The following is a 24,001-nucleotide window of genomic DNA, read 5'->3' on the forward strand; positions in this document are numbered from 1 at the left end:
TGACTGTCCACACAACGCGCCGGTGCAGGTGCAAGAGTCATACTAAAATTCAAATGAATGTGCGTGAAGAGCGTAAACAGTACGCGGACGGGAAAATGATGTACATTCATGATTGCATTCATAACAGCTTATGATGACAGCGGGGCGACACGAGATCGCTCTGATCATTGATAATTGAATAAGTACCAAGTATTCATGAAACGCTAGGCAATCACTCATTTTTCCGATATGCCGCCTCTGCCTGTTTCTCTTCGTGACACAGTATTCATATACAAACGGAGGAAATAAACTATGTGCGGTATTGTTGGATATATTGGTAATAAGAACACTCAATCGGTATTGGTCGAAGGATTGAAGAAACTCGAGTATCGTGGTTATGATTCTGCAGGTATTGCGGTATTCACACCAGAAGGTCTGCAAATCACGAAAGCTCTGGGTCGCCTTGCGAACCTTGAAGCCAAGCTGGATGGTGCACCACTGGTAGGTAATGCCGGAATCGGACACACACGTTGGGCTACTCATGGTAAACCATCGGATGAGAACTCTCATCCACACACAGATGGAAGTCAGAAGTTCTCTGTTGTGCATAACGGTATTATTGAGAACTACCTGGATCTGAAGGACGAATTGATGGCTCAAGGTCATACGTTCACTTCCGAGACAGATACTGAGGTTATCTCTCACCTGATCGCACGTGAATACAATGGTGATATCGTTAAAACAGTACAAAAAGTGATTACGTTGTTGCGTGGCGCATTTGCACTGGGTGTGTTGACTGAGCATGAGCCTGAGAAACTCGTAGCTGTGCGTCAAGCAAGTCCATTGATTATCGGTATTGGTGAAGGCGAGAACTTCATTGGTTCCGACATCCCGGCAATTCTGGAACATACACGTAACGTGTACATTCTTAATGATGGTGAAATGGCTGTATTGACACATGATGCTGTCGAATTGATGACGATTGAAGGCAACTTTATTTCTCGGGAAATGATTCGTGTCGATTGGGATGCTGTAACCGCAGAAAAAGGCGGATTCGAGCACTTCATGCTGAAAGAAATTCATGAGCAACCAAAAGCATATCGTGATACAATGCTGGGTCGCATCGATAATGAAGGCAAAAAAGTTCAACTTCCTGAGTTGAAAATGACTGAAGAACAAATTAAAAATATCCGTAACGTTCAAATCATTGCATGTGGTACAGCGTACCATGCAGGTCTGGTTGGACGTACAGTGATTGAGCAATTGGTGCGTATTCCGGTTGAAACAGATGTGGCTTCCGAGTACCGTTACCGTTCCCCAATCGTGCACAAAGATACACTCGTAATCGTAGTGAGCCAATCTGGTGAAACTGCCGATACGCTTGCTGCATTGCGTGAAGCACAATCGAATGGTGCACATGTACTTGCAATCACAAACGTCGTGGGCAGCTCCATTGCACGTGATGCAGATGATGTTATCGCAACATTGGCAGGTCCTGAAATTGCTGTAGCTTCTACCAAAGCGTATACTTCACAGTTGATCGCGTTCAACTTGCTTGGTCTGTACCTTGCACAAGTTCGTGGTACTCAAACTGCTGAAGAGATTGCACACACGCTGGCAGCGATGCAAGCATTGCCTGAGCAAGTGGAATCCATGTTGGAACAAGCGGATGCAATCAAAGGATATGCAGAGCAAATCTCCAAACATGAACATCTCTTCTTCATCGGCCGTGGTCTTGACTATGCAGTAGCTCAAGAAGGATCGTTGAAACTGAAAGAGATCTCTTACATTCACTCCGAAGCTTATGCTGCAGGTGAGTTGAAACACGGTACGCTTGCATTGATCGAAGACGGTATCCCTGTTATTGCCCTGGCAACGCAGGAGAACGTACTTGAGAAAACAGTGAGCAATATCAAAGAAGTGAAAGCACGTGGCGCGGATGTACTGGCGATTACGTACGAAGAGCACGTAGCACCATTGCTGAAATCCGTAGACCAAGCGTTTGCGATTCCTAAGACGCTGCCACTCTTGAGCCCGGCTCTGTCTGTAGTTGCGCTGCAATTGCTGGCATACTACGCTTCCCTGGCACTGGGTCACGATGTGGATAAACCACGTAACTTGGCGAAAAGCGTAACGGTTGAGTAAGGTTGATTCTGAATTTATTTTTTAAAAGTAAATAGGTATTTAAAAAGATGATATGACCTGGTCATATCATCTTTTTTTGTTATCCAGTATACTGATTATAGGAATTTTCATCATCAATAGATCTATGTTGAATGAACATATTGCAAACGAAGAGAGGTTAAAATGATGGAGACATGTGCGGATGTGTTGATCGTGGTCGATCTACAAAATGGCGTTTGTTATGATGGAAATCATTTGTATGATTTGAATAATTTACTGAATAGGGTGAATAGAAGAATTGCTTTGTATAGAGAAATACATAAACCGATTATATTTGTTCAACACTGTGATGAAACATTAGTGCCAGGAGAAGAACCATGGGCAATACATGCCGATCTTGATGTTCAAGAGCAAGATTTTTTTGTGCAGAAAATGCATGCGAATTCGTTCTACGAAACAAATCTGAAAAGTCTATTGGACCAATTAGTTGTAAGTCGTATCGAGTTCTGTGGCGCCCAAACAGAATACTGTATGGATGCTACAATAAAATATGCTCATGGATTGGGATACGACAACTATATGATACAGAATGGCACTTCCACTTTGGATAATCCATGGATGTCTGGAAAAGAAACCATTTCTTTTTATGAAAACATATGGAACCATAGATTCTTGAAATGGATAGAAGGTGGATCGTAGAACAACGGATCGTACAAAACTCGCCACATAAAATTTTTAAATAAGACCAAATCTCTGTATCACATTAACATAAAATTGAAGGCATATAGAAGAGGTCTTAATGACATAAAATATGGTCATAGGACCTCTTTTTTATTTAAATACAAGTACGCGTTTTCTATATTAACAGTGGTCTAGATAAGAAGGAATGTGTAAAGCTATGGGTTACGCCCAACTCGTAGTCGTTTCAACCGGGAGACGATAGGAAGGATAGCCATCTTTGGCTGCTTTACCTATGGAAATCAACATCACGGGCTGGAAACGCTCTTTATCCAGGCCGAAGGCCTCAGCAATCTGGGCTTTATCATAACCGGCCATAGGATTCGTATCATAGCCATGAGCACGGGCAACGAGCATGAGTTGCATGGATATGAGGCCTGAGTCAATGAGGTTCATATCACGCAGTTCGGATGGAGTTATGTTTGCATAATAAGGTTGTACCTGCTGCATCTGCATATCCATGATGTCTTGTGGCATATATCCAAGTTCCACCGATTTGCTGAAAATCTCCTCCATGTACTCCACATTGTTAGCGTCGTAAAATACGGCAATGACAGCGGAAGACGTTAGTGCCTGTGTCTGGTTAAAAGAGGCCAGTGGTGCAAGCTTTTCTTTGCCTTCAGCACTGTCGATGACAAGAAAACGCCACGGTTGCATGTTAATCGCCGAGGGGGCACGTGAAGCTTTCGCCAATATTTCGGTCATCTCCTCGCGGCTGATTTTCACTTCAGGGTCGTAAGCTTTAACGGAATGGCGCTCCAAGACGATGGTATCAAAATCATTGGTTTTGTTGAATTGGCCGGTAATTGTATTCATATCGATCTCTCCTCATATCTATATTGGTGAGATTAGGATATCGGTGGTTATATCTGCATCCGTCTCACTATGAGGATTGTAAACTATGAAGTATACTTTATAGCAAGAAGAAGAAACGGGGCGATTTAGATGAAGATTAGTGAAGTAGCGAACAGTGTAAACCTTCCGATTTCCACGATTCGGTACTATGAGAAAATAGGTATTATCACGGATGAACATGTGCTTAGAGATCAAAATAACTATCGGAAATATGCGCAGAGCATTATTCAGCATCTGGATGTGGTGAAACAATGTGTGGCTGTAGGCTTTACGATTCATGAGATCCAATCGATGATCTCTAAAAATGGGTTTTCAAGTAAAGATCAGGCAAGCATCATCCAAGCGAGAATATCAGAAATTGAAGAGGTGCAAAAAAAATTAGAGAATTCCAAACAAACTCTGTACGAGCTTCTTAAATCGGATATCACGTGTGAGGATGGATTTGGTAAGTACTGAGCGGGACGTACCTCTTGAGCTTCTCAGTCAGTATATTTTTACATCATATTGAAACAATAGAGTACCGACCCTTTTGTAAATGTAGATTACCGGGCTTGCCAGCTTCCACCTTCACCTCAGTGGCAAATACACCGGGCATCCGCCCGTCTGGGAACCAGGGCATCTTTTTATCAATCACAATAAACATACCTTCTGCATCACCCGTGGGGGAGAATTTCTTCCCATCTCCCGCAAAGGGATTAAGGTGATAATGCTCATTCAATGTGCTCATCGTCTCAGGAACATCATCCACAGGCAGACCGATTTCACTAATACATATCAGATGCTTCGCTTCGAAAGCTTCATCGACTGCATTATCGAGTGAGTGGTGAGCGATGAATTCCATCAAGTTGCCGCTTGGGTCATAGAAATAGAAGGCTGTTGCATCCCAGTAGGGGAAATAAAATTGATCTTGTCCATTCTTGGAAAGCAACGGAATGTTACGGTTTTGGGCCCACTTTTTTGCATCAGCGAGTGTATTCGTTGGAATCGTAAACGCTATATGATAGTATGGATTCTCTTCCTCCGGTGCCTTCTTGAATGCAAGGACCGAGTCTCCTGCACGGAATGAAATGAATGTTGTATCATCCTCCACAAGCTCCAACTCCAGTAGTCTACCGTAAAACTCTCTCATGGCCTCGATCTGAGGTGTCAACAAACTAACTTCTCTTATTTTCAATTCAACAGCTCTCCTTCTAAACTCATCATTGATTGAAATACTCGATCGTTTTCTCAATAAATGCCTTAGCCGATTGCGTCAGGTAACGGTCGGACCGATGGATGATCTCAAAGTGTCGGTATGGTGGATCATCTGTAATTCGAATGCATCTTAGCGTGGGTTCATTCATGGCTTGGATCAGAGGATAAGGCAGCAGTGTTCCTCCAACATTGGCTTTGACCAGACTAATGATGGAGGTTGCCGAACTGGTCTCCATGATGGTATTAAGGCTAAAACCATATTTACGACAATAGTCATCGACTAATTCCCTGCCGGTAAATCCTTCGGGGAACATCACCGTTTGAATATCACGTAACTCCTGAATTTTAATCGTGCTGCGGTCAGCCCAATCGTGATTCTCGGAAACGACAAGTACATATTCTTCACTGCACAAAGGAATGCGTACAAGCCGATCATCAGGGGCAGATGTGATCTCTATACCGATGTCGACTTCATTCTCCAACACTTGATTCACGACATAGATCGAAGAAATAACCTTCAATTGCACTTTGGGGAACCGGGCATGAAAATCAACGAGCAATGGAGTGATACGGTAATCCAAATCGGATGGAAGAACACCGATAACCAATCGTCCCCGCTGATCATTGCGGAATTCTGCTAGCGCATCCTGGGTATTCTGTAAATGCCGAATCATCTGTACACAGTGCTCCAGAAATAGAGTACCTGCCTGGGTCATCACAATTTTTTTGCCGACACGGTCAAACAAAGGAACACCAAGTTCATCCTCCAACCCACGTATTTGTTGACTCAACGTAGGTTGAGATATGCCAAGTTTCTCAGCCGCCCGAGTAAAATGAAGCTCCTCGCACACGGTAATAAAGTTTTCCATCTGACGAATTTCGATGGGGAATCACCTCATATCATTGGTTTTAGTAATCATTTTAATAGAAATAATAGTATTGTTCAATCATTCTAATGATTCTATACTTAATCTTATACCACTCGAAGATCATGTCATTAATGATTTGGATCTTGGATGAGGGTAAGGATATTACTACCATGAGGTGATTCATAATGAAACTACTTTATATTGTATTGGCACTGATTCTGGCTTCACTAAACTTAAGACCATCCATTACCTCCATATCTCCTCTGATGAGTACCATACAGAATGATCTGGGTTTGAGTGGCATGACGGCCAGTTTGTTAACAACACTACCGGTATTATGTATGGGCATATTCGCTCCGTTCTCCGTAAGATTAAGTCGAAGGTGGGGGAACGAGGGTGCTATTGTACTGGCTTTAATTTTTATTGGAATAGGTACAGGATTACGATTGTTCGTGGGTGCAACTCCGTTGCTGATGTTTACTTCTTTTTTGTCCGGTGTAGGGATTGCATTGGCAGGGCCGCTGTTGTCCAGCTTCATTAAACAGTATTTTCCTAACCGAGTAGCAGCCATGGTCGGCATCTACTCTACTGCGATGGTGATGGGGGCCAGCATTAGTGTAGGATTATCCGTTCCGCTTCAGCATATGCTGGGTGGATCTTGGAGAGGGTCTTTGGCCACATGGACATTACTTGCAGTCATTGCATTGCCGATCTGGTTAAAGTTAGCCTGGTCTGCGCGTAAAGATCGACAATCCGGACAAACTCCGTCTGTCATTCATGCGCCACTACCAATGAAGAACAAGCGTGCATGGGTGCTGACCTTATTCTTCGGACTGATGGCAGCGATCTTCTATTCATTAACCGCTTGGCTTGCACCAGCGATTCAGGGTCTGGGATATAGCCAAGAGACTGCTGGCAACGTCCAAACGTTATTTACGTTAATATCACTGCCCTCAACGTTATTCATTCCCATGCTTGTACACCGATACCAAAGACGTGTGTTCTGGCTTGTTGGATGTACGTTGCTGGAATTGATAGGGGTCCTGATGCTGAATCTCTCTGTCAGTCCGTGGCTCGCGGCGATCCCGCTTGGGATTGGTGCAGGTGGGTTATTCCCGATTGCACTGATGCTGCCGATTGATGAGACAAGCAATGCTCAGGAAGCCAGCAGCTGGTCTGCCATGACGCAATCTGGTGGTTATATTCTTGGCGCACTTGGGCCGCTGGCAATTGGTTGGCTTCACGACCTGACAGGCAGCTTGGTGCAAGCATTCTATGGTTTGGCTATCATCATTGTACTGCAGATCATCGTGCAAATAGCTGTTGGCAATAAGAAGAGCACGGAAGTTGTTGGCCAGAAGCGGAGCTAAAAGTCATGTGAAGTAAAATGGGTGTAGAAAATATAGTCTTTATACATGATCTAACAAGTCCATATAATACTGTCGCAATGATTCCTTTAACGTGTCGGGTTCCATAATTCGAATGGATTTACCGAATCCTGCGAGGTATCTCACTATGAAATTAAGTTCATGAGGCTCATACGAACCTGCAAGAAGCATGTGTGCCTGTTCACTGCCCGATTCGTTGACGTGTATGATCTGCATGGAGGGAAAATGTTCTTGCCGGAAAAGTTCAACCCCGGCTTCGTCAATCCGACATTGAAATGGAATAGCATCTGGTGATGGTTTCCATAACAAATGGGTATCCTGTGCATGAAGCTCAATCACGTGAGCCAAAGGTCCAATGTCGGACACTTCGGCTGATATGATCCGGTCACAACGGAACACCCGGTACGCTTCTTTTTGCAGATCATAAGCCTGGCAATACCAGTAGCCTTTCCTCGCATAGAGTGCTATGGGTTGAATGGTGCGAATACTGGTGTTGGACGTGCGGGATGATGGATCTGATTGTTCAGACTCTGCAAGATTCGCAGGGGATGGCCTATGATCAGGGGATATCCGCTGATTAGCGTAAGTAACCTGAATCACTATATTCTGTACAGCAGCCATCAACAGAAACTCCAAATGTGCACTATCTCGGATCTGCTCCGTATGTCGGAAGGAAACCCGGTGTTGGATATTCTCAATATTTTGTCGTTGCTTGTCGGATAACGCACTCATAAATTTCTCATGAATGGTACGGAAAGAGACCTCAAAGGGTAAGCTGGAGAAGCTTCGGAGAGCCTGCATCGCAAAATAAAGGGCATGAAGCTCACCCGTATTGAACGAAATGGGAGGCAGCTGCATCTGTTGCAGCAGTCGATATCCGCCGTAGCGTCCATATTCGACATAGATGGGCGCACCTAACTCTTCCAATGAAGCGATATCTCTAATCGCGGTTCGTTTGGAAATCTGGAACTCCTGCATAAGATCTTGCAGGGTGAACTGTTGTTTTTGATTAATATAGCGCAGCATCTGGTTCATGCGTTCTGATTTTTTCATATCTAACCCTCTTAATGGTGCCATGGTATGGCACCTTTCGTTGTTATAGTGATAAGTGTAATTCAATAGGAACAAGGAGGCAATACCATGAACTTTGAAGTGGTACCATTTTTGTCGATGAACGGGGATGCGGCGGCAGCCATTGCTTTTTATGAGGAGTTTCTGGGCGCTAAAGTCATATTCAAAAAAAGTTATCAAGAGATGAAGGAGATGAACCCGGGCTTCGAGTACCCTGCTAGTCAAGATGAGTATATTACACATTCGGTACTTGAGATTGGGGTTAACAAAGTCATGATTGCGGAAGAAGCAATGGACACGGAGAGAGCATGGCAGCTAGGGAACAACACTTCATTATGTATCCAATCCAAGGATAAACATACGATTGATCAACTGTATCATTCTCTGATGCAACATGAGGGTGTGAAGGTACTGGTACCTTACGAACAAAATGAATTTAGTCCAGGTTATGGCATTGTGCGGGACCCGTTTGGCATTGCGATTCAGCTATGTGTGACGGTACATGATTTTTAACTTAAAAAACATCAAGAAAGAAGAGCCATGACATCATGTGCTCTTCTTTCTTCTATATCTATACAATGTCGTTTGAGCAACCAAAAGTTTGGGAAATCCAAATGTCACTGGATATCAAATATCGAGAATTACCGATCATTTATTTGCTAAGCGTTACCGCTTGAGCTTGGTCATTCTTTTCACTGAAAATCAGAGCTAATGCAGCGAGCATCAGGATAAGTGAGACAGCTCGCTGCCAAGAGAATGCAATGAATTCACCACCGAAAAGCCCCAGGGCGTCGATGATAAAACCGGCAACAATCTGACCTACAATCGCCGTAAGATTAGCAGGGGTCACGCCCAGTTTATTTACAGCCAATGTGGACAGGAATAAATATCCGAAACCAAGGAAAACCGCAGAAAGCTGTAATTTGGGCGCATGAAGTAAGTCGAGTACATGTCCACTGCCAAAAAAATTAATGAGTACAGCCAGAATCAGTGTACCTGACGCAAACGTGAAGAAAACCGTCTCCAGCAGACCGATATTTCGGCTAATCGTACCATTGATCGAGGACTGCGCACTAAGTACAGCTCCACCCACCAAAGTGACAACAACAATCAATAAACCAATACCCATCGTAATCCTCCTCTAGAATAAAGTAAGAGCTAGCGCACCCAGCATAAGTACCAAGGCGGCAATTCGTTTGCTTCCTACTGCTTTGCGATTGCTCCCCAGCCATCCGTAATGATCGATCAGAATACTGGTCACCATCTGCCCGACAACAATGGCAATCATGGAGATCCCTACACCCACAATGGGAACACCAATGACTAATGTAAGCAGATAGGTGACCCCAAGCAAACCACCAAGCAGGTTCCACTTTGGAAATTTGGTGATGGCAGCGAGGTTTCCTCTACCGAAGAAAATCAGCAGAATCAGTGAAATAATTGCCCCCATGAAGAAGTTATAGAAATCAGCTTCGAGTGTGCCGACTTGTTCTCCAAGTTTGCCATACAGTGCCCCTTCAAAGCTTAGAAGAGCTCCTGTTGCAATAGCGATGATATAAAAAATCAGTTTTTTCAATCTACCTCGACTCCTTGACATGGTATGGATAAAAAGGTGCATGACTCATCATAAGAAAATGGGGAAGGGAAGACAATAAAAGATCTTGCTTTATTTTTCTGAGAAATTATAGATCTTGCTGTGGTAAAAGGGGTATATTAATACATCTAGAAAATAATTCAGACACGAATGCAGGAGGAGACAGGAATGATCGATACAAGCAAAGAAGAATCCTCCAGATTGTTATATATAGGAAAAGTGCAGGGCAATCCCAATTGGAATTTTCCAAGTCACATGCATGAGGATATCAGTGAAATGGTGTATGTGTCCGATGGAGAAGGTGTTATTAAAATTAACGGATATCCATATACGGTCAAAAAAGGCGATCTGTTAATCTACAACCAAGGTGTAATTCATGAACAATGCACCTCTCCCAAATGTCCACTCAGTCTTTATTATTGTGGAATAGCGAATATCTATTCGGATGGAACGCAAACAGAGCATATCATTCCTGAACACGCGTCTCCGTATATCGAAACGAAGGAATACGCTAGAAGGATTGGCGATCTGTTCGAGTTCATGTATGAGGAATCCTCCAATCAAAAGACGGGCTATGACAAAATCTGTGAAGGACTGCTTGGCGTAATGCTTGCCATAGTTCAGCGGTTAGCTCAACCCAATGCCTCACAAAAACAAGATTCGGATCATCTCGCCGTAAGGATCAAGGAATTTCTCGATGATAACTATCTTCAGCACCTGAAGCTTCAGGACATCGCTGCGTACTTTCATATGAATCCTTATTACTTATCTCATGTGTTCAAGGACAAATATAATGATTCCCCAATTCGTTATATTGTCTATCGAAGAATGGGAGAAGCGAAGCGGCTGCTAACCTCATCGGATATGAAGGTAAGTGAAATTGCACATATTTTGGGTTACCAGAATGCTAATTATTTCACTATTTTGTTCACGAAGACGATGGGCGAGTCACCCACCCAATATAAGAAGAATGAAAAGGTGGAACGTGTTGATCTGGAGACTTGAACCCCGAGATGTAATGTTCCCTTGATGGCACATGGGAGGGGAATGAGTGATGGCAGTTAGTTTGTGTATGGAATGGCGCCGAGGGGCATGCTGATCGAACTGATCTCCTACCCTGCGGACATACAGTATCTAAGGGTAATAGCGGATAAGAAAAAAGAGAAAAATGCTTAGAAATACAGAAGTGTATCTATAATTACTTTGTGTTACGATACGTAAAAGTAGATACAGAGACATTTTACGGATGGATTAAGTCGTTGTCAGCGGATATAGTGCAGCAGTTTCTCTTATAAAAAAATAAATGACAACAGGTGATCCAAAATGCTGCAAATTGGGTATCAATAGTAGAGTCATTAGAACCTGATGGATACATATGTTGTTGTGATTGTTGTTTTGCTTAGTTAAAGGCTATCTATTATGGAATGAACTGTGGGGGTTATCAAGTGCCTATATTAGCTATGGAAAAGAAAGATGTTGTCACCGATGCACTAGTCATCAAGGCGATGGAGAAAAGTCTGGCTATTATTCGATTCGATCTGAATCGACGGGTAACTTATGTGAATGAAGTTTTTGCCCAGACCATGGGATATACGGTAGATGAAATGTATGGAATGAAGCATCAGCAACTATGCTTCGGCAATTTTGCAAATACCCCGGAATATGACGCTTTTTGGAATAGTATATTAAATGGTGTCAGCTACCAAGATAAGGTTGAACGCAAGGATGCAAAGGGGAATTCCGTATGGCTTGAAGCGACATATATGCCGGTGTACGATGAGATGAATCAGAAGATACTGGGTGTCTCCAAAATCGCCACTAACATCACCAACCGTCAGAACAACATTTCAGTCGTAGTGAATGAGCTGAAAACGATGTCACATGAGCTGAATGGGCAGGCAGATGTAGGCATTGAACGGAGCCAGGAATTAATGTCCAGTATCTCCTATATCTCAGAGGTGTCGGCCACTAACCGTGCGACACTGACTCATCTTCAGGAACAAGCCGGATCGATTCAGGGCGTGGTACGAACCATACGCGAGATTTCATCACAGACACAGTTGCTTGCATTAAATGCCGCCATTGAGGCTGCACATGCTGGGGAATACGGACGAGGATTCGATATTGTGGCGAAGGAAGTCAAGAAACTATCCGCAATGGTAGAGAGTTCGATCAATGAGATCCGTGATAGTGTGACTGGAATAACCAAGGAAATTGGTAATATTACAGGTGGCACCAAAAAAGTAGAGGAATACGTCGAGCGGAGCCAGCAGCAGATTGAAATTGCTTTGAATGACTTCATGGCAATCGCTGCATCGGCTCACTTGTTAGATGCCAAGGCAGAGCATGTAACCAGAATCGTATAAGAATATAATATTATTAATTGTTAGCGGTTCCTCACAGAGGAACCGTTTTTTGTCTTTGGGTAGATTACTACCCACACAATGAGATTACGGGTTTGTCCTTAACGCATTTTAGGTTAGAGGGTCCGCAAAAAAACGGGAATTATTGTGATCAAACGGGGACACAATACTTGGGAATACCTGCAGCTTCGCATGCAGAGAAATGTTGGGGTGGGAACATGTGGTCAACAATTCTATCCTACGTGCCAGAAGGGCCCATATGGATTCAGGCATTCCTGGTTTTCATTATTCCAATTGGCATTACCATGACTACGCGCTGGATCAATGCCGCCATTAAGCGCGGAAGCTTCTCTCGTTCTAAGAAACCTTCGATATCCTCGAAGGATATCTCTCCAGCAGCCAAAGGACAGGGTCAAGGAACCGAGACAGGCCATTATGCCAATATTAAGTTAACGGAGAAGTATAGTACCAATCTGATTAGCGTGAAAGAAAGCTTCGGACAAAATGCAGATGTGCATATTCGGGAATTTACGATTAGGGGAACGAATACACGGGCTGCGGTCATCTACACCGAAGGTCTGGTAGATCAGGACTTGGTAGATGATCACTTGATTTCCCCGTTAATGTTAGAGGGCGTTCCCCTACTTAAGCAGGAGGGGTTTCTTCATCCAGACAATGCACATTTGTTGTCGGCATACCTGAAGGATCAATTACTTCCTGTCAGCCTGGTTGAGGAGACTTCGTCTCTCCAAGAGCTCTCAATTGGCGTGCTTTTCGGAAAAAATGCACTGTTGGTTGATGGGTTGCCAGGTGCTTTATTAATTGGTGGCCACAAGATCAAAAGTCGAGGTGTGAATGAACCGCTGTCAGAGGGATTGATTCGTGGGCCACGGATTGGTTTTACAGAGCAATTAAGCGATAACACAGGCATTTTACGTCGTTACGGAAGTGATCAGAGTCTCTTTATTCAAAAGTTTGAAGTGGGTTCACGGATCAAAAAAGAATTGGCGATAGCCTATATTCAGGATATTGCCGATCCCAATCTCGTTACTGAAGTCTGTAAGCGAATCGAAGAGATGGATATGGATTCGATGCTGGAATCAGGCTATGTGGAGCAACTCATCGAAGACAGTACCCTAAGTCCTTTTCAACAGGTACTAAATACGGAGAGGCCTGACCGGGTAATGGGTGCTTTGCTGGAAGGTCGGGTAGCTATTTTGTTGGATGGAACGCCATTTGTACTTGTTGTACCCGTGACCTTTAGCATGCTGCTTCAATCTCCCGAAGATTATTATGAACGTTGGATTCCAGGAACCTTTTTACGTATGCTGCGTTTTGTAGCTGCGATGCTGGCATTGCTCGCTCCTGCACTCTATATTTCGTTTATTTCGTTCCACCCTGGTCTTATCCCGACCAAGCTGGTTCTGACGATTATTGAAACGCGGACAGGGGTACCGTTTCCTTCGATCATTGAAGTACTGATCATGGAAATTTCCATTGAAATTCTGAGAGAGGCAGGGATACGGCTGCCTAAACCGATTGCGCCAGCGATGGGTATCGTGGGAGGTCTGATTATTGGACAAGCAGCAGTACAAGCAGGAATCATAAGCCAATTCCTGGTTATTGTCGTTGCGGTTACGGCGATCTCTTCCTTTACCATTCCTGTCTATAGTGCAGGGCTAACTCTGCGAATTCTGAGATTTGCCGCAATGTTTAGTGCCGCAGTTCTTGGTTTGTATGGCGTGGTTATGTTCTTCTTGCTTGTGTGCACGCATCTGGCACGGCTCTCAAGCTTTGGCGTACCTTACGTAGCTCCGGCCGTCCCGTATCACATCAATGAATGGAAGGATTTCGTTATTCGTGCTCCGTTGAACATGATGAGAATGCGTCCCAAAATGACAAATCCGCTCGATGAGGATCGTAAAAAGTAATCAAATTTTCCATCTACAGAAGCTCTGGAGGTGAACTAAAGTGAATGGCTCCCCACAAAAGATAACCACGACACAGGCCGTTATAATTATTGTGAATTACATGCTTGGTGCCGGGATCCTGACGTTACCTCGAACGACCAGTAAGGCTGTCGGAACACCGGATGTCTGGATATCCATTATTCTGTCGGGACTGATTATTGCAGGTGTCGGCATTATTCTGGTTACCTTGTGTCGCAGATTTCCGGGGAAAACGGTATTCCAGTTCACCCGTGAAATTACGGGGAGCTGGATTGCTTACATATTGGGATTTGCCATGATTATGTATTTTATGGTGATTGCCGCATTCGAAATTAGAGTCATGGCTGAAGTAACAGGGATGTATCTGCTTGAACGTACGCCCACATGGGCGATTGTTATGGTCTTCATGTGGATCGGTATATATATGATCTCAGGCGGACTTGGTGTCATAATACGGGTGTTCGAGATTATTCTACCGATTACAATCATTATATTTGTCATTGAAATTCTGCTGAGTAATCAGCTATTTGAGATTGGAAATCTTAGACCAGTGCTCGGCGAAGGTCTTATGCCTGTTTTCAAAGGACTTAAGCCTTCTCTATTATCATATACGGGGTATGAGGTGATGCTAATCATGACTGCTTATATGAAAAATCCGAAGAAAAGCAATAAGGCGATGAGCTGGGGCATACTTATATCCACCATTATATATTTGATTACGGTTGTCATGGTTGTAGGTAGCCTGTCCCTGGATGGAATCAAAACTCGAACCTGGCCAACGCTGGATTTGGTGAGAAGCTTCGAGATACAGGGATTAATATTCGAACGATTTGAATCCTTATTGCTGGTCATCTGGATTATGCAGATTTTTTCGACTACCGCGATCACACATTACTGTGCTTCGGTGGGTATTCGTGATTTGTTCCGTTCAAAAAAAATGAAGGGGATTATGTATGGTCTGCTTCCATTCATTTATGTGACAGCCATGATGCCCAAAACGGTGGATGATACTTTTGCACTTGGAGATATGCTGGGTAATGCATCTGTGTTTTTATTTGGCATTCTTCCTATGGTGTTACTGTTGATAAGTCTGATTCGCAAAAAAGGAGGCAAACATGCATGATGCCATTCCGTATGCTCTTACGTTTAGCTTCTGCCTTTTGTATTCTATTGACGCTGTCCGGATGCTGGAGCAGTCGGGAAATAGAGGATCTAAGTCTCTATGTTGGTCTTGGAATCGATGTCGGCAAAGAGACGGAATTCGAGAAAGACATCGCTGCTCAAGGAGGCTCATATCCTAAGAAGAACTATGTAACTGCCACGGTGCAGATCGCTCCGGGCTTCTCCAACAGTCAATCGAGCCAGCAATCCGGTTCTCCTTCTTCCGGCAAAACATCCTATGCCAATGAACAGCTCAGTGGAGATTCCATGTTGCAAATCTTCCGTCAGTTTGCGTTAAGGCGGGATCGACCACTTATTGGACATCATCTGAAAGTTATCGTCGTTTCCAAGGATATTGCCAAAAAATATGGTTTGGACCAATTGCTTGATTTTGTACTACGGGATAATGATATTCGACCGAACTGCCTGGTGCTAATCAGTCATCATTCTGCATTAGATGTGTTGACTTCACAGGACCCGTCTCGGATTCCGGCATTTTATCTCACAGGAATTACGAACAATTCGTACTTGTCCAACAAAATATTGGATCCTGTATTATTGTCTAAGTTAGATGCACAGATGCAGTCCGGTTCCAGCTTTCTGCTGCAAAATGTGTTGAATTCCCATGGAGAGGACAAGTTCTCTGGAGGTAGCATTTTTGATGGAAAAACAACGAAATTCATTGGAGAACTTAGTCAAACAGATCTTGAGGGTTTGTCATGGCTCAATTCCAAAAAAAAAGGAGGTGTCTTAAAAACACATAACAAGCAAGGATTCACCGTGGTATATGAAATCAAGAAGAAAAAGGTGAAAATTATTCCCAAGGTGGTCGGCAATGATATTTCATTCCATGTGAAGACTGAATCCGAAGGCTGGCTGATGGAGGATTGGCGCGCTCCCGAGGAAGAGGAAAAAGGTGAATATCTAAGAGAATTGGAAAAGGATTTTGCTGAGCTGGCCGAACAACAGATTCGTCAGGTGTTGTACAAACTTCAGCATACTTATAAAGTCGATGTAGCGGATTTTCGGGACAGCTTGCGTATTAAACATCCAAAGACATGGAAGAAAGTCAAAGGTGATTGGGATAAAATTTTCAGTACCGTGCCGATCACGTATGAGGTAAAGACCACCATTACCAATCCAGGGTCTTCCACAGAATAGCGAGATGTGCCATTTATGATATAAATATTGACACATTCATAATCAATCGCTATATTTATAAAAAATCATTTTCTTATCCAGAGAGGTGGAGGGACTGGCCCTTAGAAACCTCAGCAACAGATCTGAAGGATACTGTGCTAATTCCAGCGGGTGAACAGCCTGATAGATAGGAGCGTTTGTTTTTATTTGTCAGTAACGGCGCACTCTTTAGGAAGAGTGGGTCTTTTTTGTTTTTCTGGATGAAGAAGTAGGGAGCAGCAGGTATGGAGAACAACAACGACAAAGGGCATTTTCAGCGGAAAATGCAGGCACGGCATGTGGTCATGCTCTCTCTGGGTGGCGTCATTGGAACGGGATTATTCCTGAGCTCGGGTTATACGATTCAGCAGGCGGGACCACTGGGAACTATTCTTTCCTACTTGATTGGAGCGATCGTAGTATATCTGGTGATGCTCTGTCTTGGTGAACTGTCTGTTCATATGCCAGAGACGGGAGCATTCCATAGTTATGCGGCAAGATATATTGGACCAGCAACAGGCTATACGGTGGCTTGGTTGTACTGGTTAACCTGGACTGTTGCGCTTGGCTCCGAATTCACTGCCGCCGGTCTGCTGATGCAGCGTTGGTTCCCATCGGTAAATGTATGGATATGGAGCGCACTTTTTGCACTAATGATCTTTTTGTTCAATGCTTTAACGGTAAAACTTTTTGCGGAATCCGAGTTCTGGTTCTCATCTGTCAAAGTAGTTACCATCGTAATCTTCATTATTATCGGTGGTGCAGCCATGTTTGGGTTCATTCCCATGGCGGATGCTGAACCGGCTCCATTTCTATCGAATATTACCGCATCCGGGTGGTTCCCTCATGGGGCTACAGCGATATTGATGACTATGCTTGCTGTAAATTTTGCATTCTCAGGCACTGAGTTAATCGGTATTGCCGCCGGGGAGACGGAGAATCCAGAAAAGACGATTCCCAAAGCTATTCATACCACACTGTGGCGTTTGGTTATTTTCTTCATCGGAACGATTGTGATCTTGTCGGCCTTGCTGCCCATGTCGGACGCCAGTGTATTGGAAAGTCCTTTTGTAGCGGTAATGGAGCGGGTGGGTGTACCCTACGCTGCAGATATTATGAACTTTGTTATTCTGACGGCGATTCTCTCTGCTGCCAATTCGGGCCTCTATGCATCTTCACGGATGCTCTGGTCTCTGGCTGACAAAAGAACGATCTCTCCGTGGTTTGCCAAATTGACCAAGCGCGGGGTACCGCTGAATGCACTTCTGATCAGTATGGTGGGTGGTGCACTGGCTCTGCTGTCCAGCATTATTGCGCCAGGTACGGTGTATATTACGCTGGTCTCCATATCAGGTCTGGCTGTCGTTGCCGTATGGATGAGCATCAGCGCTTCCCAGTACATGTTCCGCAGACAGTATATCCGGGAAGGACATGCGGTCAAAGATCTGGTCTACCGAACACCACTGTATCCGGTGGTACCGATTGTTTCGTTTACATTATGCCTGGCTTCATGCATAGGTATTGCCTTCGACCCGACACAGCGAATTGCGCTATATTGTGGGATTCCATTTATCGCAGTATGTTACGCAGCTTATTATTTGACAGAACGTGTGAATAAGAAAAGAGGACAAGTACATGACACAAACACAACCGACTAACCCCATAGAACAGATCCTGCGTGAACATCCGGTCATGATTCTGGATGGAGCGCTGGCGACGGAACTCGAACAGCATGGATGTGATCTGGATGATCCATTATGGTCTGCTCGTGTGTTGCTTGAGAATCCGGATGTTATTGTTCAGGTCCATACGGATTATTTTCGAGCAGGAGCCGACTGTGCGATTACATCCAGTTATCAGGCGACAGTGGATGGCTTCCGCAAGAGAGGCATCGGCGAGCAAGCAGCGTTGGACCTGATTCGCAAGACGGTGGAACTGGCTGCACAGGCGAGAGATGACGTATGGGCAGAAGTGCAGGAAGACGGAGTTGATAATACGGAAGCCAAACTGGATGGTGACCTGGTCCTCGGAGCAGCACAACAAACGTCTGATGTCTTGGAGACCGGGGGCTTGGCACGGCCACGACCGTTGGTTGCTGCATCCGTTGGACCCTACGGCGCTTATCTAGCTGATGGATCGGAGTACATCGGTCACTACGGTGTATCAGATGAAACGCTGGCTGCATTCCATCGTCCGCGGATGGCCGCGTTGATTGAAGCAGGTGCTGATATTTTGGCTTTTGAGACCATACCATCCTTGCAGGAAGCACAGGTGCTGGTTGATGTGCTGAAGGAGTTTCCTCATGCCTATGCCTGGCTATCCTTTTCATTAAAAGATGGGACAAGCATCAGCGAAGGTACGCCGCTTGAGACATGTGCACGATTGTTTGGTTCCGAGCCGCAGATTGCTGCGATTGGCCTGAACTGTGCTCCCATGGAAGTGGTGACGGAAGCGGTGAGTATTCTCAGCCGTGCCAGTGATAAACCTGTTATTGTGTATCCGAACTCGGGAGAAGTATACGATGCTGCAACGAAGACGTGGAGTGGGCAGGGTACCTGTGGCAGTATGAGTGATGCTTCGGAACAGTGGGTTGCTGCGGGCGCACGGATTATTGGCGGTTGTTGCCGTACTACGCCACATCAGATTGACGAGCTTGCGAAGAAGTGGCGGAGCTGAAGTATATTTAGCCGATCCAGATCTGCGTGGAAAAGCCCTTTCTTATCTTATAAAGGATAGGAAAGGGCTTCTTTTGCATGAGCATACCTTCTTGCTACACTTTATTCCACGACAAGAATACGCGGCGATGCCTGACGAATCACCTTGGACGATACCCAGGATCCTAGAGCTGCGGCAACAATACTCAGACAAGCAAAGAGTATAATGCCTCCCCAGTTCAGAATGAGAGGAATCTGTACGATACCGTATCCGGATAGGACTTTTTCAAGTAACAGGGGGAGAAGGTATACGCCTACAATGACTCCAAGCATTGAACCAATCAGAGCTACTGCAACTACTCCGGCAGCAATGGAGAACCGGATTTTTCCAGATGTCATTCCAATCGACTTATATATGCCATATGTCTTGCTCTCTTTGCGAATGCTGATCCGGCAGGTGCTGAAAATAATAATGAATGTAACCAAAATGAACAGCAGACCCATTAGAGCCATGGGGTACACCAGAATGCTTGCAGCTTCTGCATAAACAGAATCCAGCAGCGTTTTTTGCGTGACGATGGAAGCAGAGTCTTTGAAACGCTCATTCAATTGGTTAGCAATGACATCCGCCTGTGAAGGATCGTTGACATTGATAAACGCGACATCTACATCTCTGTAATTCGGATTTACGCTTCGAACCGCTTGAGCTGTGATTCTTCCGGATACCGACAAGTCGGAGATGGCCTGATAGATGCCCGAAATCATAAACGTTCGCTTTTCTCCTTCAATGTAGAGATCCATGAGATCTCCTATATCCTTGTTAAACATCTTGGCAACACTAACTCCGATTGAAATTTCATTTTCGAGTGTCGGATTGTCTCCTCTCAACGTCTCAAAACCAAGATCCTGATAGCTTCCATCCAATACTCTTAGATAAAGACTGGTAGACTGGCTGGCCACATCGGTTGGATCATCTGGAAGGATAACTCCGGTGATGTTCCCTTGCCAGCCCACATTTTTGATGCGAGGGTCTTCTTCCAATACGTTCTGCAGCTCTGCTCTCGGAAACGTAGTTTTGTTTACAACGACTGCGGCAATGTTAGCATTGTCATAACCCCATTTGGCCGCCGTCTGATAGATTCCGGTAATGCTGGTCAGTACAACATACCCGAGAACAAGTACGGAAGCAGCCATCGTGGTTAGCAACAACATCAGAACCGAGCTTTTGCTGTTTTTGATCAGATTGCGTATACCGATGACAAAAGAGACGGGCAATTGTCCAAACAAGGCCTGGTTTGCGAGCGGTGAATTCATTCGTTGCGCCATGCGTACATTGTCGCTCTCCGACATACCGTACCGAATGGCCTGTACAGGCTCAATCATGCGAGCCTTTCTGGCGTATAACACGACGAATGAAATAACCAAGACGAGTAACAGCAGCCCTACAACAATAGCAACTCCAATGCCCTCAATTGGAAGATCACCCTGGCCAGTCCGGAGGGACGATACGGAGATGTTGATGATGAATTTGGAGACGATTACGCTAAGTACCAGCCCGGGAAGAACGGCGATGATGGACAGCAGGGCATATTGAATGACGTAAGTACCAATGGTGCCCCGGGAAGTGAGTCCCAGCGATTTAAGGATACCTATCGTTTTGTAGTTGGCCAGAATCGCATCGGATATGGTGAAGCCAATCGTAATGAGGGCAATAATCATCATGACGGCCCCTAAAAATATCATAATGAACCCGACGATCTGATTGATGATCAGATAAAAGGAGGAGATACTTTCAAATTCCATTTTGGTTTCCATAAATGGACCACCCGTCTCGCTTGTATAACGATCCCAGTAGCTGGAGTTCGTACTGTAATCATCAAAATGGATGCCCATCATGTGAATATCTTTTCCCGCAACCGTACTAAAATCATTTTGGTAATCCGTACTGTTCATCCAAATTCTTGCCGTATTGGTGAACGGTGCTCCATAAGGAACATCCACAACAATAGCTGAAACTGCGAGGTCAAGTGTGATCGATCCGGTTTTGAATTGAATGGTATCACCGACAGCAATGTTATAGGCATTCGCCATGGAAGTTGGGATCCATACGCTTCCTTGTTCAGGAGCCGAATGCTGTGTACCACTTGCAAATACAAGTTCATCTACACTCCATGGCGGAGGCGGGGTATTCATCATGTACAGATACAGGTTAGGGATGTCAGTGCCGCCAAAAGTGATGCCCGACAAGATGCGGTAAGTTAGCAAAGGTGAGACTTGAACACCGTTCTGGGCAGCCCACCAGTCATGTACAGTTTGGGGATCGTCCAGCCCTTTGTCGAACGTCAAGATCTGATGGGAACCGTTGGTTCGACTATGCATCTCGTTGAACTGGTTACCCGTATTGGCCAGGATAATGACTGATGTGGACACGAGTAGGGTAGACAGAAAAATAAGCAGGGTGATGAACAAGTTTTGAATTTTATTTCTGCTCAGATACGACAAACTAAGTTTAAACATGACTGCCATAGGTTACTCCTTCCCCGTAACCAAAGCGAAGATGATCGCTTCACGATCCTGAATTTGATGTTCGTCATAGGTGTCAAACTCAAGGATTCCGCCTATCTTGCCGTCCTGAATATAGATCAGACGATCTGCCCGGCAGGCTGCCTTAATATCATGCGTAACCATAACTACGGACTGTCCTTTTCGATGAATATCCGTAAGGATATCCAGAACGGCGGTGCCGTGTTCCAGGTTCAAACTTCCGGTCGGTTCATCCGCAAAGATGATATCCGGCGAATTGATCAAAGCTCGTGCAATGGCTGCTCGTTGCTGCTGTCCTCCAGACGTCTGGGAGGGGAGGCGGTTACGCTGTCCATCAATATCCATGACATTCATCAGCTCAGTAGCCCTGGATTGGATGTCTTTCTTTTTGTTTCCAGCGATATATCCCGGTAAAGCAATGTTCTCTTTGATGGAAAGGTCCGGGATCAAGTTTATACTTTGATAAATATAACCGATTCGGCGCGTGCGGAAGTCTGACATTTCTCGTTCACCATAAGCGTCGATCCGCTGGTCACGAAAATAAACCTCACCAGCTGTAATCTGATCCAGTCCGCTAAGCAGATATAAGAGGGTTGATTTGCCAGAGCCAGAGTTACCCATGATGACCGTGAATTCCCCTTCATAGATATCGAGATCGACATTACGGATGGCATGATGTTGCTCACTTCCGCTGTTGTACGTCTTGCACAGATTCTGTGCACGGATAATCGCTTTCTTAGGCAAGTCGAATCACTCCCGAGTGCAGTATAGGATTCATTCTAGCGGAGGGATGTTGAGGAAGCCTTATCAAATTATGAATAAAGTATTACTGACTTCCAAGTTGAAGCTGAAATTAAAGGCATTTGGTAAAATAGCCACGCCAGTGTGGCTCAGCAGATCGGCAGATAGAATCGGAAGGTCGTACCTTCTCCTTCTTTGCTAGTGAAGGAAATACGGCCTCCGTGTGCTTCAATAATGCTTTGGCAGATGGAAAGTCCCAGTCCCGTACCTTCCTGCACACGTTGGTCTGCATGACTCGCTTGTCCTCTGAAATAACGCTGGAAAACAAACGGCATATCCTGCACACGTATGCCCTGACCCGAATCGGCGATGGTCACTTTCAAGTACCCGGATTCCAGTTCCGTGGCTATACGTATCGTGTCTCCGGGAGCTGTATGCTTGAGAGCATTGGCGACAAGATTGGAGATCACCTGTTCAATTCGGATAGGGTCGATTGCGACCAACACATTGGGGATATGGTTGGAATGAGGTCCGTCGTAGATCAGACCTTTCGTAACAACAACATGTTTAATAGGCTTCAACATAGCTTCAAGGACAGGACCAATGTACATTTCACGAGGTTCCACAGAGATCTGCCCTAGTTCCTGAAGTGCATGAACCAGTAGGTCTTCCACAAGTCGGGCCGTTTTATCCGTATGTGTCCGCATCACTCTCATATATTCCATCAGCGTTTCCTGATCGTTACATAGCCCTTCCTCAATAGCTTCTATGTATGCTTTTATCGTGGTAATCGGTGTTTTAATATCATGAGATATATTAGTGATGAGTTCCTTTTGTGCTTGTTCCTGCTGGATGCGCAACTCGTTCATATGTTTGATTTCTGTGCGCATCAAATCCAACATGGCGTAAAGGCCGCCCATTTCGTCTGTCCTGTTGTACTGGATCTGATCATCATAATTCCCTTTGATGATGGATTCCGCATGGAGCTTCAAATGATGAATGGGAGAGAGGAGCAGCTTGTCCAGAATTCTTTTCATCCAAAATAAAAATAAGCCCAGGATCAGTGACAGGAGTAATAGTACGCTAATCCATATAACCGGAAAAGTCATCGGTTTCTGAACCGTAACCATAGCTTGGGGGATGGAAAAGATAGCATTGCCGATCTGACTTCCCACGGGACCGTCCATCACGGGAAACGCGATATCAAGTGATTCACTATCGTCCACAGTCTGCGCGGCATGATGCAGATCATAATGAAGGGAAGAACGCAAATTAACCTGGGTTCCTTCAGAGGTGGGATCGGAGGACAGAGCTACGGTTCCATCCAGGTTCACATAGGTAAGCAGAATCCCGCTTTCTCTGGCAATGGAACATATGTCTTCTCGGGTAGTTTGTTTGTCCAGATGTTGATGATTTTGCTCCAGAGCGAACAGAGTTGGATTAATCTTGAGCCGAACCTGATTTATGGACGGATTGGATTGTTCCGAATTTCGGTTTTGGAATAGTATTAACGCCAGTGCGAGGATACTTATAATAATCAGAAGGCTAAGTGTTGTTAACAGCCAGCGTCTGAACCAGGTGTTTAATGACATGTGGAT

At 44.8% G+C, this 24,001-nt stretch carries 20 protein-coding genes, 1 pseudogene and 1 riboswitch; of the genes and pseudogenes, 12 read left to right on the forward strand and 9 right to left on the reverse strand.

The window, feature by feature from the left end:
* Positions 1 to 291: 291 nt before the first annotated feature.
* On the forward strand, positions 292 to 2,124 hold the full coding sequence (gene glmS, locus ACX9NY_RS27630) for a glutamine--fructose-6-phosphate transaminase (isomerizing) (RefSeq protein ID WP_342571125.1): 1,833 nt from the start codon (positions 292 to 294) through the stop codon (positions 2,122 to 2,124).
* A gap of 165 nt (positions 2,125 to 2,289) precedes the next feature.
* Positions 2,290 to 2,802 (forward strand): cysteine hydrolase family protein, encoded by a 513-nt coding sequence (locus ACX9NY_RS27635; protein ID WP_472479424.1) that lies wholly within the window; start codon positions 2,290 to 2,292, stop codon positions 2,800 to 2,802.
* Positions 2,803 to 3,006: 204 nt separating this feature from the next.
* Here the strand turns inward: ACX9NY_RS27635 and ACX9NY_RS27640 are convergent, their stop codons facing one another.
* Positions 3,007 to 3,657: a nitroreductase family protein gene (locus ACX9NY_RS27640; RefSeq protein ID WP_472476207.1), complete on the reverse strand. Its 651-nt coding sequence runs from the start codon at positions 3,655 to 3,657 to the stop codon at positions 3,007 to 3,009.
* Between the two features lie 129 nt (positions 3,658 to 3,786).
* On the opposite strand from ACX9NY_RS27640, the gene ACX9NY_RS27645 reads away from it, so the two are divergent.
* On the forward strand, positions 3,787 to 4,152 hold the full coding sequence (locus tag ACX9NY_RS27645) for a MerR family transcriptional regulator (RefSeq protein ID WP_472476209.1): 366 nt from the start codon (positions 3,787 to 3,789) through the stop codon (positions 4,150 to 4,152).
* 43 nt (positions 4,153 to 4,195) lie between these two features.
* Here the strand turns inward: ACX9NY_RS27645 and ACX9NY_RS27650 are convergent, their stop codons facing one another.
* Both ACX9NY_RS27650 and ACX9NY_RS27655 read right to left on the reverse strand, forming a co-directional pair.
* Complete coding sequence (locus ACX9NY_RS27650; RefSeq protein ID WP_472476211.1) at positions 4,196 to 4,870, reverse strand: VOC family protein; 675 nt, start codon at positions 4,868 to 4,870, stop codon at positions 4,196 to 4,198.
* A 25-nt stretch (positions 4,871 to 4,895) separates the two neighbouring features.
* The gene (locus ACX9NY_RS27655; protein ID WP_339257548.1) at positions 4,896 to 5,759 is read right to left on the reverse strand and encodes a LysR family transcriptional regulator; all 864 of its coding nucleotides are present in this window, start codon (positions 5,757 to 5,759) and stop codon (positions 4,896 to 4,898) included.
* A gap of 185 nt (positions 5,760 to 5,944) precedes the next feature.
* Between ACX9NY_RS27655 and ACX9NY_RS27660 the strand changes: the two genes are divergently transcribed.
* The gene (locus tag ACX9NY_RS27660; RefSeq protein WP_472476213.1) at positions 5,945 to 7,129 is read left to right on the forward strand and encodes an MFS transporter; all 1,185 of its coding nucleotides are present in this window, start codon (positions 5,945 to 5,947) and stop codon (positions 7,127 to 7,129) included.
* A gap of 39 nt (positions 7,130 to 7,168) precedes the next feature.
* Here ACX9NY_RS27660 and ACX9NY_RS27665 read toward each other — a convergent pair whose 3' ends face one another.
* Positions 7,169 to 8,200 carry a helix-turn-helix transcriptional regulator gene (locus ACX9NY_RS27665; RefSeq protein WP_472476215.1) on the reverse strand — a complete coding sequence of 344 codons (1,032 nt, stop codon included), beginning with the start codon at positions 8,198 to 8,200 and terminating at the stop codon, positions 7,169 to 7,171.
* A gap of 87 nt (positions 8,201 to 8,287) precedes the next feature.
* Here ACX9NY_RS27665 and ACX9NY_RS27670 point away from each other — a divergent pair, with 87 nt between their 5' ends.
* Positions 8,288 to 8,731, forward strand: coding sequence for a VOC family protein (locus ACX9NY_RS27670; protein WP_472476216.1), 444 nt, complete (start codon positions 8,288 to 8,290; stop codon positions 8,729 to 8,731).
* A gap of 139 nt (positions 8,732 to 8,870) precedes the next feature.
* Here the strand turns inward: ACX9NY_RS27670 and ACX9NY_RS27675 are convergent, their stop codons facing one another.
* Positions 8,871 to 9,347, reverse strand: coding sequence for a DMT family transporter (locus tag ACX9NY_RS27675; RefSeq protein ID WP_339237946.1), 477 nt, complete (start codon positions 9,345 to 9,347; stop codon positions 8,871 to 8,873).
* 12 nt (positions 9,348 to 9,359) lie between these two features.
* Entirely contained in the window at positions 9,360 to 9,794 is a 435-nt protein-coding gene (locus ACX9NY_RS27680; RefSeq protein WP_339237944.1) for a DMT family transporter, read from the reverse strand.
* A gap of 186 nt (positions 9,795 to 9,980) precedes the next feature.
* Between ACX9NY_RS27680 and ACX9NY_RS27685 the strand changes: the two genes are divergently transcribed.
* The 7 genes and pseudogenes from ACX9NY_RS27685 to mmuM all read left to right on the forward strand — a co-directional run bounded on the left by ACX9NY_RS27685 (position 9,981) and on the right by mmuM (position 19,140).
* Positions 9,981 to 10,817, forward strand: a complete 837-nt coding sequence (locus ACX9NY_RS27685; protein ID WP_339237943.1) for an AraC family transcriptional regulator — start codon at positions 9,981 to 9,983, stop codon at positions 10,815 to 10,817.
* A 440-nt stretch (positions 10,818 to 11,257) separates the two neighbouring features.
* A complete protein-coding gene (locus ACX9NY_RS27690) occupies positions 11,258 to 12,178 on the forward strand; it encodes a methyl-accepting chemotaxis protein (protein WP_339257540.1) in 921 nt (306 codons plus the stop codon).
* Between the two features lie 215 nt (positions 12,179 to 12,393).
* The gene (locus ACX9NY_RS27695) at positions 12,394 to 14,106 is read left to right on the forward strand and encodes a spore germination protein (protein ID WP_339237939.1); all 1,713 of its coding nucleotides are present in this window, start codon (positions 12,394 to 12,396) and stop codon (positions 14,104 to 14,106) included.
* Positions 14,107 to 14,146: 40 nt separating this feature from the next.
* The gene (locus ACX9NY_RS27700; RefSeq protein ID WP_339237937.1) at positions 14,147 to 15,247 is read left to right on the forward strand and encodes a GerAB/ArcD/ProY family transporter; all 1,101 of its coding nucleotides are present in this window, start codon (positions 14,147 to 14,149) and stop codon (positions 15,245 to 15,247) included.
* Positions 15,244 to 16,446: a Ger(x)C family spore germination protein gene (locus ACX9NY_RS27705; protein ID WP_339237935.1), complete on the forward strand. Its 1,203-nt coding sequence runs from the start codon at positions 15,244 to 15,246 to the stop codon at positions 16,444 to 16,446. The genes ACX9NY_RS27700 and ACX9NY_RS27705 overlap by 4 nt, the downstream gene beginning before the upstream one ends.
* Before the next feature lie 70 nt (positions 16,447 to 16,516).
* Positions 16,517 to 16,619: riboswitch (SAM riboswitch) on the forward strand.
* Positions 16,620 to 16,709: 90 nt separating this feature from the next.
* A pseudogene (gene mmuP, locus ACX9NY_RS27710) lies at positions 16,710 to 18,120 on the forward strand (S-methylmethionine permease); the annotation flags it as partial.
* Complete coding sequence (mmuM, locus tag ACX9NY_RS27715) at positions 18,100 to 19,140, forward strand: homocysteine S-methyltransferase (RefSeq protein ID WP_472479426.1); 1,041 nt, start codon at positions 18,100 to 18,102, stop codon at positions 19,138 to 19,140. The pseudogene mmuP and the gene mmuM, both read left to right, overlap by 21 nt.
* A gap of 101 nt (positions 19,141 to 19,241) precedes the next feature.
* Here mmuM and ACX9NY_RS27720 read toward each other — a convergent pair whose 3' ends face one another.
* The 3 genes from ACX9NY_RS27720 to ACX9NY_RS27730 all read right to left on the reverse strand — a co-directional run bounded on the left by ACX9NY_RS27720 (position 19,242) and on the right by ACX9NY_RS27730 (position 23,995).
* The gene (locus tag ACX9NY_RS27720) at positions 19,242 to 21,644 is read right to left on the reverse strand and encodes an ABC transporter permease (protein WP_472476220.1); all 2,403 of its coding nucleotides are present in this window, start codon (positions 21,642 to 21,644) and stop codon (positions 19,242 to 19,244) included.
* A 3-nt stretch (positions 21,645 to 21,647) separates the two neighbouring features.
* A complete protein-coding gene (locus tag ACX9NY_RS27725; protein ID WP_339237927.1) occupies positions 21,648 to 22,406 on the reverse strand; it encodes an ABC transporter ATP-binding protein in 759 nt (252 codons plus the stop codon).
* A gap of 146 nt (positions 22,407 to 22,552) precedes the next feature.
* On the reverse strand, positions 22,553 to 23,995 hold the full coding sequence (locus tag ACX9NY_RS27730) for a sensor histidine kinase (RefSeq protein ID WP_472476222.1): 1,443 nt from the start codon (positions 23,993 to 23,995) through the stop codon (positions 22,553 to 22,555).
* Positions 23,996 to 24,001: the final 6 nt, after the last annotated feature.

The organism is Paenibacillus sp. CB74 (assembly GCF_055687625.1).